The sequence below is a fragment of the Parabacteroides sp. ZJ-118 genome (genome assembly GCF_011038785.1).
GTDB lineage: Bacteria > Bacteroidota > Bacteroidia > Bacteroidales > Tannerellaceae > Parabacteroides.
This window is the reverse complement of sequence record NZ_JAAKDT010000027.1, coordinates 1-16,906: the sequence shown is the minus strand read 5'-3', so window position 1 is coordinate 16,906 and position 16,906 is coordinate 1. Positions and strand designations below refer to the sequence as shown.

Sequence of the window (16,906 nt, the reverse complement as noted above, 5' to 3'; positions counted from 1 at the left end):
TATGGAATATATATTGATATTTATCGCCGCCGTATTCGTTAATAACGTTGTACTGGCACAGTTCTTGGGAATTTGTCCGTTCTTGGGGGTATCTAAGAAAGTGGAGACCGCCGCAGGTATGGGAGCCGCCGTTACGTTCGTGCTTACGATCGCCACGATTGTTACCTTCCTCGTGCAAAAATATATATTGGACGCTTTCGGACTAGGGTTCATGCAAACGATCAGTTTTATCCTGATTATCGCCGCCTTGGTACAGATGGTGGAAATCATATTGAAGAAGGTTTCTCCCGCCCTTTATCAAGCGTTGGGTGTATTCCTTCCGCTGATCACCACGAACTGCTGTATCTTGGGTGTGGCGATCCTTGTAATCCAAAAAGAGTATAATTTATTAGAATCTGTGGTATACGCTATTTCGACCGCTATTGGATTTGCGCTAGCTTTGATTATCTTCGCGGGTATTCGGGAACAGCTAGCCATGACACACGTTCCGGAAGGCATGAAGGGTACTCCGATCGCCTTGATCACGGCAGGTTTACTGGCCATGGCTTTTATGGGATTCTCGGGTATCGTATAACAAACTTTATCTAAATGAACACTAGAATGAAAAAGAAGATTTTAGTAGCGGGCGGAACCGGTTATATCGGTTCACACACCACGGTAGAATTGCAGAACGCCGGATATGAGGTAGTCATTATTGACGATTTGTCAAACTCGAATATCGAGGTACTTGATGGTATCGAGAAAATCACGGGCGTCCGCCCGGAGTTTGTCCAATTGGATCTAAAGGATAAGGAAGGTACTCGCAAGGCCCTGGAAGCTCACCCGGGTATCAAAGGCATTATCTTGTTCGCCGCCAGCAAGGCGGTAGGAGAATCCGTACAGCAGCCTTTGAAGTATTATCGCAATAATATTGTCACGCTGGTGAACCTGTTGGAGATGATGCCGGAATTCAATATCGAGGGTATCGTATTCTCTTCTTCTTGTACGGTATACGGGCAACCGGACCCGGAAAACTTGCCGGTGACCGAGAACGCCCCGATCAAACCCGCCATATCTCCTTATGGAAACACGAAGCAGATCAACGAGGAGATTATCCGGGATACGATCTACGCGGGAGCGCCATTCAAGAGTATCATCTTGCGCTACTTCAACCCGATAGGCGCTCACCCAAGCGCGGAGATCGGCGAGTTGCCCAATGGTGTTCCCCAGAACCTGATCCCGTACTTAACGCAGACGGCTATGGGTATCCGCGAGGAATTAAGCGTATTCGGCGATGATTATAATACAGCAGACGGTTCTTGCATCCGTGACTATATCAATGTCGTAGACTTGGCGAAAGCACATGTGATCGCGATGGATCGTATGCTTGAGAATAAGTCTGATGAGCCTATCGAGATATTCAACCTTGGCACCGGAAACGGCGTCTCTGTCCTTGAACTGATCAACACCTTCGAGCAGACAACCGGCGTTAAGGTTCCGCACAAGATCGTGGGCCGCCGTGAAGGTGACATCGAGAAAGTATGGGCGAATCCGGAGCATGCGAATAAGGTATTAGGCTGGACCGCCAAGGAAACTTTAGCCGACACCTTGCAATCTGCGTGGAACTGGCAAAAACGTTTGAGAGAGCGGGGTATCCAGTAGTAAGTCCTCCCAAAAAGGCGGCGTGTTATAAACACACCGCCTTTCAATAGCTTTGATATCGTTCAAAAAGACTGTAATAGGTCTTTATCGATGACTTTATAAAACGGTTTTTTGCGGAATCGACAGCTAGAGACGGCCCTTAGAAGTAAATAACTAATCACTTCCCAAGCCGCTAGTTATTCATTTCAAGAGGCAAAAATAGGAGATTTCTACCCGAGACATTGCTTATCTGTTGATGGAGATATTTTATAGTACATTAATGTACGTGCGTACATTGTTATTTAATAAACTCAGACAGGTAATAATAGGTATCCGGAGAAGGCTCGCTCTCTACCCGGTAACGGGTGGAGGCCGTCACGGAAAATGTATACCCTCGTTCAGACTCCACATCGATCGGAAGAAAAAGCTCATTGCCATAAATATTCGTAGCTAGTATGGATTTTGCCGAAGCCGTGTCGATCGAACCTGTCAATGAATAATAAACGGTATAAGTTAAGTCTTGCTTTTCCGACACGGGTTTCTCCCAAGTTAAATGCAACTCATCATCCAAACGTTCCACTTTGATTCCCTCAGGTGCGGCAGGTACCGAATCATTCAGCCAAGTCAATGGCGGCAATTGGGCCGGATATTTATAGTAATTGTCTCTCAACTCTTTATAAAGTCCCTTGTCATTATACAGGACATTTCCACAACGAAAGAACGCACAGCCTGCTCCTCCGTAATAACGGCTATAATCGATCTGGTCCGTTATATCATTCACGGCCCAATCCGCCTCGCTCTTGTCCATCCGATAAGCTCCCAGACCGGGTACGACCAAACGCCCGTTGCAATTATCCACCCAATTATCCACGAAAGGAAAGAAATTCTTATGCAGGTAATACATCATCGGAACAATCATATCTTGCTTACCCTGTTGCATCCACCCCTTCGGATCTTGGAAGACACTTTCATAAGCGGTCCAACCCGCATCGGGTACCTGCTCGATGCGATTGTATTTCCCGAGAGGCGAACTACTCACCTGCACCCAAGGCTTCGTTTGCTTTACCCAATCGTAAATACGGTAAACCATCCGGTTGATATTCTCCCTACGCCAGTCCGCCAGAGACTTTTTCTTACCGGATTTATTATACAGTGCTTTATCCGGGAATGTTTTCGCCTCTTCCGGATAGCGGATATAATCAAAATGGATGCCATCTATATCGTAGCCATCCACGATCTCCTTGACCAGGGATAAGATATAATCGGCGGTCTCCGGTACGCCGGGATCCAAATACCACTCCCCATTATGCCGTTTACAGAGTTTTGGCCTCTTTTTAACCACGGAAAGCTTTCCTTGCTCCTTCACGCTTTTTTCCGTTCCTAGCGGGAAAGTTACAAACCACGCATGGCATTCCATTCCCCGCTTATGGCACTCGTCCACGGCAAAAGCGAGCGGATCATATCCCGGTAATTCGCCATACTTACCGGAGAATGTCTTACTGGCCGGTTCGATAGCCGAACGATATATCACGTCTCCCCGCAAGCGAGCCTGAATGAAAACCATATTAAAATTCGCTTCTTGAAGCCGATCCAAGATATCAAGCAATGCCTGTCGCTGGGCTTTTCGTCCCGCCTCGGTAGTAGCCGGCTTATGGGGCCAATCCAGGCCATAAACCGTAGTCAACCAAACCGCACGAATTTCCTTTTTGGGAGGCTCTACCGCGTAAAGCATCGACAAATGCACGATCCCTATAAATAATACCCAAAGACTCCTCATCCTTCTCTAAATTAAGCTTATTATAACTACCTATTCGAATCCCTCGTGGGGAAGTCTGATATTCCATTCCTAATGAGTCTTTGACACTTCGTAAAGGAATCGAAGACAAAACAACTCAAAAAAATATTGATTATACAAAACATGTAACAAGTACACTTCGTATAATCAATACTCTTCAACTTTTTGCTCGACAAATAAACAATCAACCTTGTATTATTTAATTTAACAACAGCCAAAGTTTTCTTGCACATCTATCGAGAGCGAAGGATACGCTGAATCTCTTCCGGCAAATCGGTCGTAATAAAATCAACTCCCATATCGATCATCTCTTCCATCAATTTAGGGTCATTTACAGTCCAGACATTCGAAGTCATGCCAAGTACTTTGCACTCCTTCACCCAATCCGGATGAGATTGCAAGACTTTATAATGATAGTCTAATCCCGTAAAACCAAGCTCTTTCAATTCCATCGGAGATAATTCTCCATTCAGATAAGAGACCTCTGATTTCGGACATAGGCGGATGAATTCTTTACAAGCGTCCAGATTAAAAGATATGTAATCCGTACGTTTCGCTAATTTCATACGTTTTACCATTTCCACAGACAGTCTCGCGGCTTCTCGGTTACGTTCGGGAGTATCATGAGGTTTCAATTCAAATATCAACCGGATATTCTTCAATTTCTTCGCACGTTTCAAATATTGTTCCAAAGTAGGAAGTTTCTCTCCGTTACTCAGTCTCAAATCCTTCAATTCATCGTACGTACAAGATTGAATGTGTTTTCCCTGGATATCATTGTCGTGGTAGACGACCAACACATTGTCCGCCGTAAGATGCACGTCGAATTCCGAGCCATAGGCATCAATCTCGCTAGTACGTTCCAAAGAGCGGATAGAGTTCTGGGCAGAGCCCTCCGTTTTCCAATATCCCCGATGGGCGACCACTTTCGTATGGTCTTTCGCGGCGATCATTCCCGCCATCATCAAACAGAACAGTAAAAGAAGAGTAGATTTTAGATTCATAGTATATAAATTGTTAATACAAATAAAAAACAAGATTTCAACCGGCTGTAAAGACATCGCACGCATGCGCTACGTCTCTACAACCGAGGATTATCTCAGAAGGATTATTTTCCGATCTCTGATAAATAACGTTCGGCCTCGATAGCCGCCTTACAGCCACTTCCAGCGGCGGTAATCGCTTGACGATAATGAGGATCAGCGACATCTCCGGCGGCAAATACACCCGGAACTTTCGTGCGGGGAGTTCCCGGAACCGTCTCGATATAACCGACCTCATCCGTATCTACCCATGGCTTGAAGATGTCCGAATTGGGTTTATGACCAATCGCCAAGAAGAAACCATCGATGGCGATATCCACTTTCTCCTCATCCGGCTCTCCCATACGTTTTACCAAATGAGCACCCTCCACCCCATTCTCACCAAATAGACCTAAGGTATTATGCTCGAAAAGTACCGTGATATTCGAAGTCTTGAAGACACGTTCTTGCATTACTTTTGAAGCACGTAAATAGGGTTTACGCACGATCAAGTAAACCTGCTTCGCCAAACCAGCCAAGTAAATCGCTTCCTCGCAGGCCGTATCTCCGCCACCTACTACCGCTACCCTCTTTTTACGATAGAAAAAGCCATCGCAAGTAGCGCAAGCGGATACACCCATACCCGCGTATTTATGCTCATCCGGAAGACCCAGATACTTCGCGGAAGCACCCGTAGCGATAATCAAGGTCTCCGCCTCGATCACTTTCTCGCCATCAATCGTAATTTTGTAAGGAGCCTCACCCAAATCAGCGGCTGTAGCGATACCGAAACGGATATCCGCACCAAAGCGGACGGCTTGTTTTTTTAAATCTTCCATTAACTCAGGACCGGTTATACCGTCCGGATAGCCCGGGAAATTCTCCACCTCCGTAGTTGTCGTTAATTGCCCCCCCGGCTGTATGCCTTCATAAAGCACCGGAGATAAATTCGCACGGGAAGCGTAAATTGCTGCCGTATAACCTGCCGGACCCGAGCCTATAATCAGGCAACGTACTTTCTCATTCACTGAATCGCTCATAGTATCTAAGTATTAATTATCAATTTTCAATTCTCTATTATCGAAGATCTATCACCTCCACATCCGGATAGTCCCCTTCGTTAAAAACAAAAAAACGATCCGGTTGGTTTACACCTGTTTTCAGGTGACTGATCCGGATCGTACTGCTAACGCCATTTTTAGAAGTAACCGTGATACGAGTCGGAAAATTTGAATATTTCTCGATTTGCAACTCCACTTTCACGATATTCCCTTTTTTCTTCGGTATCAATTCCACATCGTAAGCGGTTTTTCCGTTCGGAGCTGTACTCTCGCCTTTATAAGCTGCCGTGAATCCTTTCTTATAGCTATTTAATAAAAGAGCGGGATTCGTAAATTGCAACTCCTCTCCCGTAGGATTCGTCACGTTCACCTCTTCGTTCCGTTCCACATACGTCCATTGTGTCGTACCATTAAACCAAGTAAGCGCCTCCGGCGTAACTAATGTAAACTTATCACCTTTCATTTGGATGGTTCCCTCAAAACTTTCTCCCGCATTCTGACCGGCAGAACGGGTAAACATCATAAAAGAAGCGCTTATCCCATTTGAATTCTCATAAGCAGCGGCAGCCTTCCCCAAGATATCATTCGCATCCTGGGCATGCGCCCCCACTCCTAGCCCCAACAGAAAGCACAAGGATAACCCGACAAATGCGATACATCGCCACACGCTTATTTTATGTTCTCTTCTCATATCTATTTCAAAGCATTTAATACTTGCTCCAACGAATACTCATCTTGCACCAATACCTGACGGGCCTTACTTCCCTCAAACGGGCCGACAATACCGGCAGCTTCCAATTGATCCATCAAACGTCCGGCACGGTTATAACCGATCGCGAATTTACGCTGGATCAAAGAGGTAGAACCTTGTTGCTGAATCACGATCAAACGAGCCGCCTCGTCAAATAAGGGGTCTCGATCGGATAAATCGACCGCTCCCGAAGTCGACGCCTCTCCCCCTTCCGGCACATAGTCCGGAAGCAGATAAGCGGTTTGGAAACCTGCCTGCTCACCGATATAATCCACGATATCCTCCACCTCGGGCGTATCTACGAAAGCGCATTGCACACGAACCGGCTCTTGTCCCGCTACAACAATCAACATGTCACCCCGTCCGATCAAACGGTTAGCGCCCGGAGCATCCAGAATCGTACGTGAATCGATCATAGAAGCGACCTTAAAGGCGATACGACTCGGGAAATTACTCTTGATCGTACCGGTAATCACCTTTGTATCCGGACGTTGCGTAGCCAAGATCATATGGATACCCACCGCACGAGCCTTTGCCGCGATACGAGAGATAGGCAACTCGATCTCACGTCCGGCGACTGCGATCAAGTCGGCAAACTCATCCACTACCGCCACGATATAGGGTAAAAAGCGATGTCCCTTCTGCGGGTTCAACCGCCGTTCGATAAACTTGGCGTTGTATTCCTTTATATTACGAACATTCGCATTCACCAGTAAACGGTATCGGTCTTCCATTTCGATCACCAACGAGTTCAATGTAGCGACAGCGTCGGCCGGCTCCGTAACAATCGGTTTCTCCGCGTTCGGAAGTTTCGCCAGATAATGACGCTCTATCTTGGAATAGATACTAAACTCAACCATCTTCGGGTCAACCATCACGAATTTCAATTCCGATGGATGCTTCTTGTATAATAAGGAAGTGATGATCGCATTTAGACCGACAGACTTACCTTGTCCCGTAGCACCGGCTACCAATAAATGCGGTGTCTTACAAAGATCGAACATGAACACCTCGTTCGTAATTGTCTTACCCATCGCCACGGGCAACTCATACTTACCCTCAACGAATCGGCGTGAGGCGATAACAGATTGCATCGATACCGTCTGAGGATTCTTATTCGGCACCTCGATACCGATCGTCCCCTTTCCGGGCATCGGAGCAATAATACGGATCTGCAAAGCGGATAGACTCAAAGCGATATCATCCTCCAAGTTTTTGATCTTAGAAATACGGACACCCGCCTCGGGTACAATCTCATAAAGCGTAACCGTAGGTCCGACTGTCGCTTTGATCGAGGCGATCTTTATATTGAAATGTTCCAAGGCTTGCTTGATCAAGCGTTGGTTTTCCGCCAATTCGTCCCGATTAATCTCCATGTTCCCACTATCATACGCTTTCAGTAAGTCCAAGGTAGGAAACACATAACGGGAAAGATCCAAACGGGGATCATACGTACCCAAGGCTGAAGCATCGTAGGTTTCATCATTACCGGCGGCAACTTCCACCGTGAATCCGGTATCCTCCTCATCCCCTGATTCCGGGGTATTTATCTCCTCTACCTTTTCGTTTATCGGATCATCGTCGCCTCTCGCGATCGTGACGACTAAATCATCAGCAGCAGCGACCTCTTCCCCCTCATATTCCGGTACTGTTTTACGGTTTTCTCTCTTTTCGACACTCAACAATTCAGCCTCCGTATCAAACGCTTCGTAATCATCCATTTCCGGTTGTTCATCCGGTTGCTCTACGTCTTCTCGGCCTTCTCGTCTCAAACGATTTCTCACCCAACCTAAAGAGAACATACGCTGCAAGAGCGGGATTGTCTTCTTACTGGTAAAAATGGCGATGATTAAGAATGAACCTAATAAGAGCAAGACCGTTCCGGGGATTCCGATATTGGCAATAAACATCTCCGAGATGTAATATCCGTGTTGACCGCCTAGATAAATAAACGTATCCTCATATCCCTTGATAAATAGGAACGCAAAAAACACAGATCCCCAGATCAACGCCGAAGCGCTGAACAAGAAACGTCTCAACAAGGATACTTTATTTAAGCTCATGAGTTTCGCCCCAACCGATCCCAAGAAAAAGAGGATCATAAAAGAAGAGATGCCAAACCAACGATTCATCAACAAATCAGACAAATACGCCCCGCGTACGCCCGTCCAATTCTCTACCGATCCTCGATTGGTCAACAAATCACCTAAAGGGACATTTTCTATTTTGCTTTGATCGGCGGCTCCTGTAAAGAAAAACGAAATCAAGGCAAGCCCTACGTAAATGGTTAGTATAGAGATGATCAAACCTGTAATAAAACGGGTCCGTTCATTTGTGAAAAAAGTCTTCAAGGCTGCGAACCCATTCGGTTCTGTATGATTTTGCTTCGCTGTTATTGTCTTCTTTGCCATAAAATAGTCTCTCAATAATTCTCTTATAGTACGCAAATGTACATAGAAAAAATGAGTCTGACGAAGCTTCTATGCAAAAGAGACATATTTTTCAGAGACACATACCTCAGTGAGATGTTTACCGCAATGCGGGTCGCGGTACTACTGCAAAGCGAATGCGGCGCCACTGCAACGCCTATGCAGTAACGCCGCAACACTTATACGGTACTGTAAAGATATCAGATAGTCCTATGCATCTCATGCCCTTCCACATAGATCGCGCTTTGAGGGCGAGATGGACAAAGGTGCTCGCAAGCGCCACAACCAATGCAAGTTTCCGTATTGATCACCGGGATCTTTAGCGACTTCGGATCTGCCGGATCTTTCGCTACCATCTGGATCGATTTTGTCGGGCAATGGCGTTCACAATTACCGCAACTCATACCGTCCGTATTGACAATACAAAGATCTTTTACCCATACGGCATGGCCGATCTGTATAGCGGATTTGTCTTCTTTCGTAATCGGTTTGATCGCCCCCGTCGGGCAAACCTCCGAACATTTCACACATTCCGGGCGGCAATATCCTTTATCGAATACCATCTCCGGCTGCATCAGTTTCATCAGATCCGTAGACGGACGCAGGACATGGTTCTCGCAGACAGAAACACAAAGCTGGCATCCCGTACAATGTCGCGCCAGATTCCCGATACTCAAAGCTCCGGGAGGAACCAATGGCGCCAAACGATTCGGCTCTTTACGTTCTTTAATCGGTGCGAAGCCTCCGTCCTTCTTCATCTCCACATAATCCTCCAGCTTTTTCTGCTGAGCATGCAAAACAGAAGACATGGCTACCCATGCCGTCGCTGACAAGGCCCGACGGCGGGAAACATCCGCAGTGTCCTTCGTTGAGGATTCTTTTACCGACGTAGTTTTATCAGCCTTGCATACCCTCGTATACGAAATCGCGCCCTGACGGCAATTATCCAAACAGTCCATACAAGTCACGCAACGGCTATAATCGATCACATGATTCTTAGAATCGATACAAGAAGCCTTGCATTTGCGCGCGCATAATCCGCAACCATTACATTTATCGGTATCAATGCGAGGTTTGAGTAAAGCATACTTCGACAAAAAACCGAGAACCGTACCTACCGGACAGATCGTATTGCAATACGTACGTCCATTTCTCCAAGCTAAAATCGCCAATATGACAAAGCTCAGGATAGCGATTCCCATCGTAGCCAGACTACGTACCCATACGTCCACCGGATAGAATGCGTAACTATCCATACGTTCCGCGAAATAGGCCAATAAATTGTTGCCCTCTTGATAGATTGGCGCAAATAAATTAGAAGCGATACGCCCATAAGCGCTATAAGGCGAGATCAACGCCACCAAAGAACCGATACCAGCGATACAAGCCAATATAAAAACAACCAAGGTACCATAACGTACCCACTTCAATGCGGGAGAATAAGTAAAGCGGTATTTCTTCCGTTTACCGGCAAGCCACGAAATGATATCCTGCAATACCCCTAACGGGCAGATAACGGAGCAATATACACGCCCCAATAAAAGAGTCAAGATTACCAACCCTACTACAACACCGACATTCAAAGCCAACAACGCGGGCCAAAACTGTATCTTTGCCAACCATCCGAACCAAGCGTGAATCGTACCCGTGAAATCAAGAAATAACAGGGTTATCAGCACAAAACAACAGGTAGCGGCGAATATTCTTATTTTTCGTAACATAATTTTCTGTTTGTTTAAAGGTTAACCATTCACTTTCAACTCTTCCACGAATTTATCTATACGCTGCATCTCTTTGGGAATATCGATACCCTGCGGACAATGAGGATTACATTGCTCACACCCTGTACAATGGTTCGCTTGACGCAACTTTGGGACACTCCGGTCATAACCGACCAAGAAGGCACGACGAGCTTTCGCGTAATTTTCGTCTTGAGCGCTTTTCGGGACATTTCCTTCATTCACACATTTATTATAGTGTAGGAGAATACCCGGAATATCCAACGCATATGGACAAGGCATACAATATTTACAATCATTGCAAGGTATTGTCGGATATTTCATCATAAGCTGAGCCGTCTCTTCCAAAAAGGCCTTCTCCTCGTCCGTTACCGGAATAAGCGGGGAATAAGTACGGATATTATCTTGCAAATGCTCCATGTAAGTCATGCCACTTAACACCGTCAAGACCCCATCCGGAGAACCCGCGAAACGAAAAGCCCATGAAGCCACGCTATTCTCAGGGCGTTGCTGTTTCAAACGAGCGACGATATGATCCGGAACATTCGATAAACGACCTCCCAATAGCGGTTCCATGATAACCGCCGGAACACCTCGCTTCGCTAATTCGCCATACAGATATTCTGCGTTTACGTTACGCCCCGAGGCATGTTTCCAATCCAGATAATTCAGCTGGATCTGAACAAAATCCCATTTTATGCCCATATCCAACACATAATCAAACACTTTTACATCCCCATGAAAAGACCAACCAAGGTTACGGACACGTCCCGCTTCCCGTTCCTTCACCAAGAAATCGAGCATTCCATTATTTATATAGCGGTCATTGAAAAGCTCGATACCATTACCCCCACCAATAGAGTGAAGCAAATAGTAATCCAGATAATCGGTTTGTAAATCACGGAAAGACTGCCGATACATCGCCAACGAGTTTTCTCTCGTATAGTTCTGGAAGTTTGACAATTTGGTGGCCAGGTAATAAGAGTTCCTCGGATGACGGGCCAGCGCTATACCGGTCGCCTTCTCGGACATACCTTGTACATAAACCGGGGAAGTATCAAAATAATTCACCCCATGCTCTATCGCATAATCCACTAAACGATTCACGGCTTCTTGATCAATCTGGTCTTTACCGTCCGACCCTTTTTTCAAGGGCCAACGCATACAACCATATCCTAAAATAGAAACCTTATCGCCATTCGTAGGATGTTGGCGATAGGTCATTTTATCGGTAGGGACCTCACCCAACACCACTGCCGCACCCGGCTCATTCTTGGGAGCGCAACCGCAAAGCGCCGCCGAAGAGGCGACAGCCCCACCCCCAAACACCTTCAAGAATTTACGGCGATTCATTTCTTGAGGGTTCTCATTCTTTCCACATGAACTCATAACTCGATCGTTTTTTATCCTATTAGTATATCCAACATTAGTCTATCATTCAACACTCCTTCCATTAATCGCACAAAATTAATAAAACAGAAAATATCTAAGCCTCAACTAAAAAAGAATATTCGGGACTTCATCGCAAAAAAACAGATTTTTGTTGTACTTTCGCGAATTGTTATTAGGGATAGTTAGACGAACAGGCACATGGGAAAAGAAGAAAATCCGATATACGAGCGTAACACGTTAGAGTTTGTCACGGTAGCGCTGGAATATTGTACCTTTGTAGAGGCTGCCGGAAATACCGGACTTTTCGACTTCGTAGACAAGGCGACAAAACTCCTGCCTCTGTTATACTTAAAGGCCAGCTTGTTGCCCGAGGTAGAGTCTGAAGAGGAAACCGCCCTCGAGCTTTCCGTTTCAGAAGATATGTATGAGTCGGTTCGTTCACGGATAGCCGGTTTGCTTGGCGAACGAGATTCCTATCTGGAAACATTTCACGCGGATATGCGGTATAGTGATACTCCTATCGCAGCGTTTATTTCCGAGAATTTGGCAGATGTCTATCAGGATATGGGGAATTTCGTGTCTTTATTCCGTCAAGGGAACGAGGAAGTTATGCTAGAGGCCATCGCTTTGTGCCGCACGAACTTCCAAGAATACTGGGGACAGCAATTATTGAATGCCTTGAAAGCGTTGCACGCCGTGCGTTACAGTGGTGATGAGGATTGGGAAAAGAATGGTGACAAAGGATGATACAACAATTTATACATACAATTACTAAAGAGGAAATAGCGAAACTTACCGTAGAGGAGTTCAAGGGGCGTATCATTACGATCCTTAGTAAAGAGGAGGCGGACAAGGCCGTAGAGTACTTGCTGCGTTTTCCGATCGTTGGTTTTGACACGGAGACCCGTCCCAGCTTTAAGAAGGGGCAGCGTTACAAAATCTCATTGATGCAGATATCAACGGATGATACCTGTTTCTTGTTCCGCTTGAATCATATCGGCATACCGGAATCTCTGGAGAAATTCCTGAAAAGCAGCTCAACCTTGAAGATCGGGTTATCTTTACGGGATGATTTCGGGGCGATACGGAAGCGTTCAGATATAGAACCCGCTAATTTCCTTGATTTACAGAATTACGTGGGTCAGTTCGGCATCGAGGATGCCAGCCTGCAAAAGATCTATGCGATACTCTTCCGAAAAAAGATATCAAAAGGACAACGCCTCACGAATTGGGAGGCAGATGTATTAACGGACTCACAAAAGAAATACGCGGCCCTCGATGCTTGGGCCTGCCTAAGAATATATAATTTATTGAATCAAGCATAAATGGAGTATTGTAAAGTTTTTCTCAAGCCCAAGAAAGAAGAATCGCTATTGCGTTTCCATCCATGGGTGTTTTCCGGAGCGATCCAATCTGTTGAAGGCGAACCGGAAGAGGGTGACTTGGTAGAGGTATACGGAGCGAACCGGCGTTTTTTGGCGATCGGCCATTACCAAATCGGCAGTATCGCCGTACGTGTGTTATCTTTCACCTCAATCGCCATCGACGATGCTTTTTGGGTTGAACGTATCCGTACCGCTTACGAACTCAGAAAGACCTTGCGGCTGGCCGGTGTAGAAACGAATAATACGTTCCGCCTGATTCACGGCGAAGGCGATAACTTACCGGGATTGGTGATCGATATGTATGCGCGTACGGCGGTTATGCAAGCGCATTCGGTAGGCATGCATTATGCCCGTCATCAGATAGCGGAGGCTTTGAAAGCGGTATTGGGCGATACTTTACAAAACATCTACTATAAATCGGATGCGACTTTGCCTTACAAAGCGAATTTAGGTAGCGAGGATGGTTACTTATTCGGTGGAGAAGTGGAGGATATCGCCGTAGAAAACGGACTAAAATTCTGTGTAGACTGGCAGAAAGGCCAAAAGACAGGTTTCTTCGTGGATCAACGGGAGAATCGTTCTTTATTGGAGCATTACGCGAAAGATCGCTCCGTATTGAATATGTTCTGTTATACAGGCGGTTTCTCTTTCTATGCGATGAGAGGAGGCGCTAAGGTAGTTCATTCCGTAGATAGTTCGGCGAAAGCGATTTCTTTGACGAAAAAGAATGTCGAGTTGAATTTCCCGGGAGATCCCCGTCATGAGGCCTATGCGGAAGATGCGTTTAAATATTTGGAAAAGATGGGGAGTAATTATGACTTAATCATATTGGACCCTCCTGCGTTCGCTAAACATAAAAATGTACTACGTAACGCCTTACAAGGGTATCGCAAATTAAACGCAATTGCTTTCGAGAAGATCAAGCCGGGAGGAATCTTATTTACCTTCTCTTGCTCTCAAGTAGTTAGTAAAGAGAATTTCCGCCTAGCCGTATTTAGCGCGGCCGCCCAATCCGGCCGTAGTGTCCGAATCTTACATCAATTGACCCAACCCGCAGACCATCCGGTGAATATCTACCATCCGGAAGGGGAATATCTGAAAGGATTGGTATTGTATGTAGAGTAAGAAAACCTTCCTCGGTTAAGTTTTGTTCGCCCCCTCAAAAAAATATATACGGAAATATTTCTTTATTCCGTAATAGATTGTACCTTTGCCATCGTTAGAAAACATAGCGTATTATTAAGTAATAACATACTAAAACTTATTTATTATGTCAAAAGTAACAGTTGTTGGTGCCGGTAATGTAGGTGCTACTTGCGCAAATGTTCTTGCCTTCAATGAAGTGGCAGACGAAGTTGTAATGCTAGATGTAAAGGAGGGCGTATCCGAGGGTAAGGCGATGGATATGATGCAGACCGCTCAATTGCTAGGTTTCGATACTAAGGTTGTAGGTTGCACGAACGATTATGAGAAGACAGCTAACTCAGACGTTGTGGTTATCACTTCCGGTATTCCCCGTAAACCGGGTATGACTCGCGAGGAATTGATCGGTGTTAACGCTGGTATCGTTAAGAGCGTAGCTCAAAACATCTTGAAATACTCTCCGAACGCAATCTTGGTAGTTATCTCCAACCCGATGGATACAATGACTTATTTGTCATTGAAGTCTTTAGGCTTGCCGAAGAACCGTATCATCGGTATGGGTGGAGCGTTGGATAGCTCTCGTTTCAAATATTTCTTGTCTCAGGCTCTAGGTTGCAACGCGAATGAGGTTGAGGGTATGGTAATCGGTGGTCACGGTGACACTACAATGATTCCGTTGGCTCGCTTGGCTACTTACAAAGGTATCCCTGTTAGCAAATTGTTAAGCGCAGAGAAATTGCAAGAGGCTGTTGCTTCCACAATGGTTGGTGGCGCTACATTGACTAAATTATTAGGAACCTCAGCTTGGTATGCACCAGGTGCCGCCGGAGCGTTCGTTGTTGAGTCTATCATCCGCAACCAAGGCAAAATGGTTCCTTGCTCTGTTTATTTGGAAGGCGAGTACGGTGAATCTGATCTTTGCATCGGTGTTCCCGTTATCCTTGGCAAGAACGGTATCGAGAAGATCGTTGAATTGGAATTGAACGCAGAGGAGAAAGAGCTGTTCGCTAAGAGCGCTGCCGCTGTTCACAAGACTAACGAGGCTTTGAGAGAAGTAGGTGCACTTTAATTTGAAATTCTATTGAAGCGATAAAAAAGAGACTGATCCATCGGGGTTGGTCTCTTTCTTTTTATGTGGACACGGACAGTTTCGACGGGACGAAGATAATCTTCTTGCTCTCCTCACGCCTATATTCTTTCTGACACAGAAACATTCTTGCACAAATTCTTTCTATTGTAGAAATAATTCGGTAATTTTACACGTAAATACAATTCCCATAGAATGAATACAAATATACTCCAAACACTGGTAACGGCCATGCAACGCCGATTAGCGGCTCTTCCGCAGAGATTGCGACCATTCACCACGGAGTTTGGTGAGCTTCCTAAAAACCTGATGCTAACCGGTGCCAGAGGATGTGGCAAATCTACATTTCTACTCCATCATTCACAAGGCAAGCGCTTATTATACTTTTCCGCCGATAATCCGAAGATTATTGGCGAACCGCTCTATGACTTAGTCAGTAGCATATTCATGCTTGGTTATGAAGGTGTTATTATCGGCGAATTCACTACGCATCAAACTGGAGCATACATCTGAAGGCCTTGTATGATGACTATCCAGGAAAAATCATCTGGATTTCAGATTCCTCATCGTTAGTACTCCGTGATGGTAAGGCCGACTTGTCAAGACGTTATGTAGCGATACAGATGCCTTTAATGTCGTTCAGAGAATTTCTTTATCTTGAAACTGGGCAAGCATACCCCAAGTATAAACTGGGAGACACAATATTACCTACACAACCTGATGCGGAACTGTTGAACCATTTCCTCAATTATCGTAGTTACGGTACACGTCCTTTCTACCAAGAGAAAGATTTCGAAGCACGTTACATGGCTGTCATCGACAAGATTCTCAATAACGACATACCATTCTTCCTGCCTAGCATTTCCGAAAACAACCTACGTGTGATGCGAGCCATTATCGGCACACTGGCAAACTCATCAATACCTCGTGTGCAAGTCACCTCTTTATGTTCTGATTGGGGAATAGGAGCGGAAAAACTCTATCAACTACTCTTTGTGATGGAAAGTGTAGATCTATTGAAAATAGTAAGGTACCCCAATGACATGAAAGCCCGTAGCACTGGCGCAAAAATGTTGTTCGCAGACCCATGTGCTTATAAAGTTTTGAATGCAGACCAAGGAACGGAACGTGAAGCCTACACTATCCACTGCTTTTCTAGGGCAGGTTACCAGATAAACGGTAAACCACCACTACAGCGTACTCTTGTCAACCAACAAGTTACGTCCATGATAAAATAAAAAAACTTCTTGATTTCATGTTTTGCCCTGTCAGGCGGCTTTCTCCTGTCCCTGTTTTGGACGGGGAACGTATTTATTGGGAAGGAAAGACGCATCCGCTTTCTCACCCTTCATCAACCGGGTGAGTATATCCTCGATGTACTCTCCGAAATTTACAGCGTTGAGTTTGCAGCTTTCAAGCAACGAATACATGAAAGCTATGTTTTCGGCCGCGAAGTGGCTGCCGGTATGCAACCAGTTGCGC

At 45.6% G+C, this 16,906-nt stretch carries 16 protein-coding genes; 8 read left to right on the top strand and 8 right to left on the bottom strand.

The window, feature by feature from the left end; genetic code table 11:
- The first annotated feature begins 1 nt into the window (after position 1).
- Together rsxA and galE are read left to right on the top strand one after the other, a co-directional pair.
- Complete coding sequence (gene rsxA, locus G7Y39_RS08610) at positions 2 to 574, top strand: electron transport complex subunit RsxA (protein WP_005855659.1); 573 nt, start codon at positions 2 to 4, stop codon at positions 572 to 574.
- A 26-nt stretch (positions 575 to 600) separates the two neighbouring features.
- A complete protein-coding gene (gene galE, locus G7Y39_RS08605) occupies positions 601 to 1,641 on the top strand; it encodes a UDP-glucose 4-epimerase GalE (RefSeq protein ID WP_165156940.1) in 1,041 nt (346 codons plus the stop codon).
- A gap of 277 nt (positions 1,642 to 1,918) precedes the next feature.
- On the opposite strand, the gene G7Y39_RS08600 is transcribed toward galE, so the two are convergent.
- The 7 genes from G7Y39_RS08600 to G7Y39_RS08570 form a co-directional block, all read right to left on the bottom strand.
- Entirely contained in the window at positions 1,919 to 3,397 is a 1,479-nt protein-coding gene (locus G7Y39_RS08600; protein WP_165156938.1) for a glycoside hydrolase family 10 protein, read from the bottom strand.
- 251 nt (positions 3,398 to 3,648) lie between these two features.
- Complete coding sequence (locus tag G7Y39_RS08595; protein ID WP_165156936.1) at positions 3,649 to 4,419, bottom strand: glycerophosphodiester phosphodiesterase family protein; 771 nt, start codon at positions 4,417 to 4,419, stop codon at positions 3,649 to 3,651.
- A 104-nt stretch (positions 4,420 to 4,523) separates the two neighbouring features.
- Complete coding sequence (gene trxB, locus G7Y39_RS08590) at positions 4,524 to 5,477, bottom strand: thioredoxin-disulfide reductase (RefSeq protein WP_165156934.1); 954 nt, start codon at positions 5,475 to 5,477, stop codon at positions 4,524 to 4,526.
- Between the two features lie 37 nt (positions 5,478 to 5,514).
- Positions 5,515 to 6,189, bottom strand: coding sequence for a LolA-like putative outer membrane lipoprotein chaperone (locus tag G7Y39_RS08585; RefSeq protein ID WP_165156932.1), 675 nt, complete (start codon positions 6,187 to 6,189; stop codon positions 5,515 to 5,517).
- A gap of 2 nt (positions 6,190 to 6,191) precedes the next feature.
- Positions 6,192 to 8,660 (bottom strand): DNA translocase FtsK, encoded by a 2,469-nt coding sequence (locus tag G7Y39_RS08580; RefSeq protein ID WP_165156930.1) that lies wholly within the window; start codon positions 8,658 to 8,660, stop codon positions 6,192 to 6,194.
- 218 nt (positions 8,661 to 8,878) lie between these two features.
- On the bottom strand, positions 8,879 to 10,399 hold the full coding sequence (locus G7Y39_RS08575) for a 4Fe-4S binding protein (protein ID WP_165156928.1): 1,521 nt from the start codon (positions 10,397 to 10,399) through the stop codon (positions 8,879 to 8,881).
- A 21-nt stretch (positions 10,400 to 10,420) separates the two neighbouring features.
- Positions 10,421 to 11,806: an aldo/keto reductase gene (locus G7Y39_RS08570; RefSeq protein WP_165156926.1), complete on the bottom strand. Its 1,386-nt coding sequence runs from the start codon at positions 11,804 to 11,806 to the stop codon at positions 10,421 to 10,423.
- Between the two features lie 201 nt (positions 11,807 to 12,007).
- On the opposite strand from G7Y39_RS08570, the gene G7Y39_RS08565 reads away from it, so the two are divergent.
- From G7Y39_RS08565 to G7Y39_RS13675, 6 genes are all read left to right on the top strand, one after another.
- Positions 12,008 to 12,556, top strand: coding sequence for a DUF5063 domain-containing protein (locus G7Y39_RS08565; protein WP_165156924.1), 549 nt, complete (start codon positions 12,008 to 12,010; stop codon positions 12,554 to 12,556).
- A complete protein-coding gene (locus G7Y39_RS08560) occupies positions 12,553 to 13,134 on the top strand; it encodes a 3'-5' exonuclease (RefSeq protein WP_165156922.1) in 582 nt (193 codons plus the stop codon). Before G7Y39_RS08565 ends, G7Y39_RS08560 begins: the two co-directional genes overlap by 4 nt.
- The gene (locus G7Y39_RS08555; protein ID WP_165156920.1) at positions 13,135 to 14,319 is read left to right on the top strand and encodes a class I SAM-dependent rRNA methyltransferase; all 1,185 of its coding nucleotides are present in this window, start codon (positions 13,135 to 13,137) and stop codon (positions 14,317 to 14,319) included. It begins immediately after the preceding gene.
- A 145-nt stretch (positions 14,320 to 14,464) separates the two neighbouring features.
- Positions 14,465 to 15,406: a malate dehydrogenase gene (gene mdh / locus G7Y39_RS08550; RefSeq protein WP_165156918.1), complete on the top strand. Its 942-nt coding sequence runs from the start codon at positions 14,465 to 14,467 to the stop codon at positions 15,404 to 15,406.
- Between the two features lie 213 nt (positions 15,407 to 15,619).
- A complete protein-coding gene (locus G7Y39_RS13680; RefSeq protein WP_241159988.1) occupies positions 15,620 to 15,937 on the top strand; it encodes a hypothetical protein in 318 nt (105 codons plus the stop codon).
- Positions 15,938 to 15,942: 5 nt separating this feature from the next.
- Complete coding sequence (locus G7Y39_RS13675; protein WP_241159987.1) at positions 15,943 to 16,662, top strand: hypothetical protein; 720 nt, start codon at positions 15,943 to 15,945, stop codon at positions 16,660 to 16,662.
- Positions 16,663 to 16,692: 30 nt separating this feature from the next.
- On the opposite strand, the gene G7Y39_RS08540 is transcribed toward G7Y39_RS13675, so the two are convergent.
- Positions 16,693 to 16,906 (bottom strand): transposase domain-containing protein (locus tag G7Y39_RS08540; protein ID WP_165156916.1); only part of this gene is annotated, 214 nt, incomplete at its 5' end.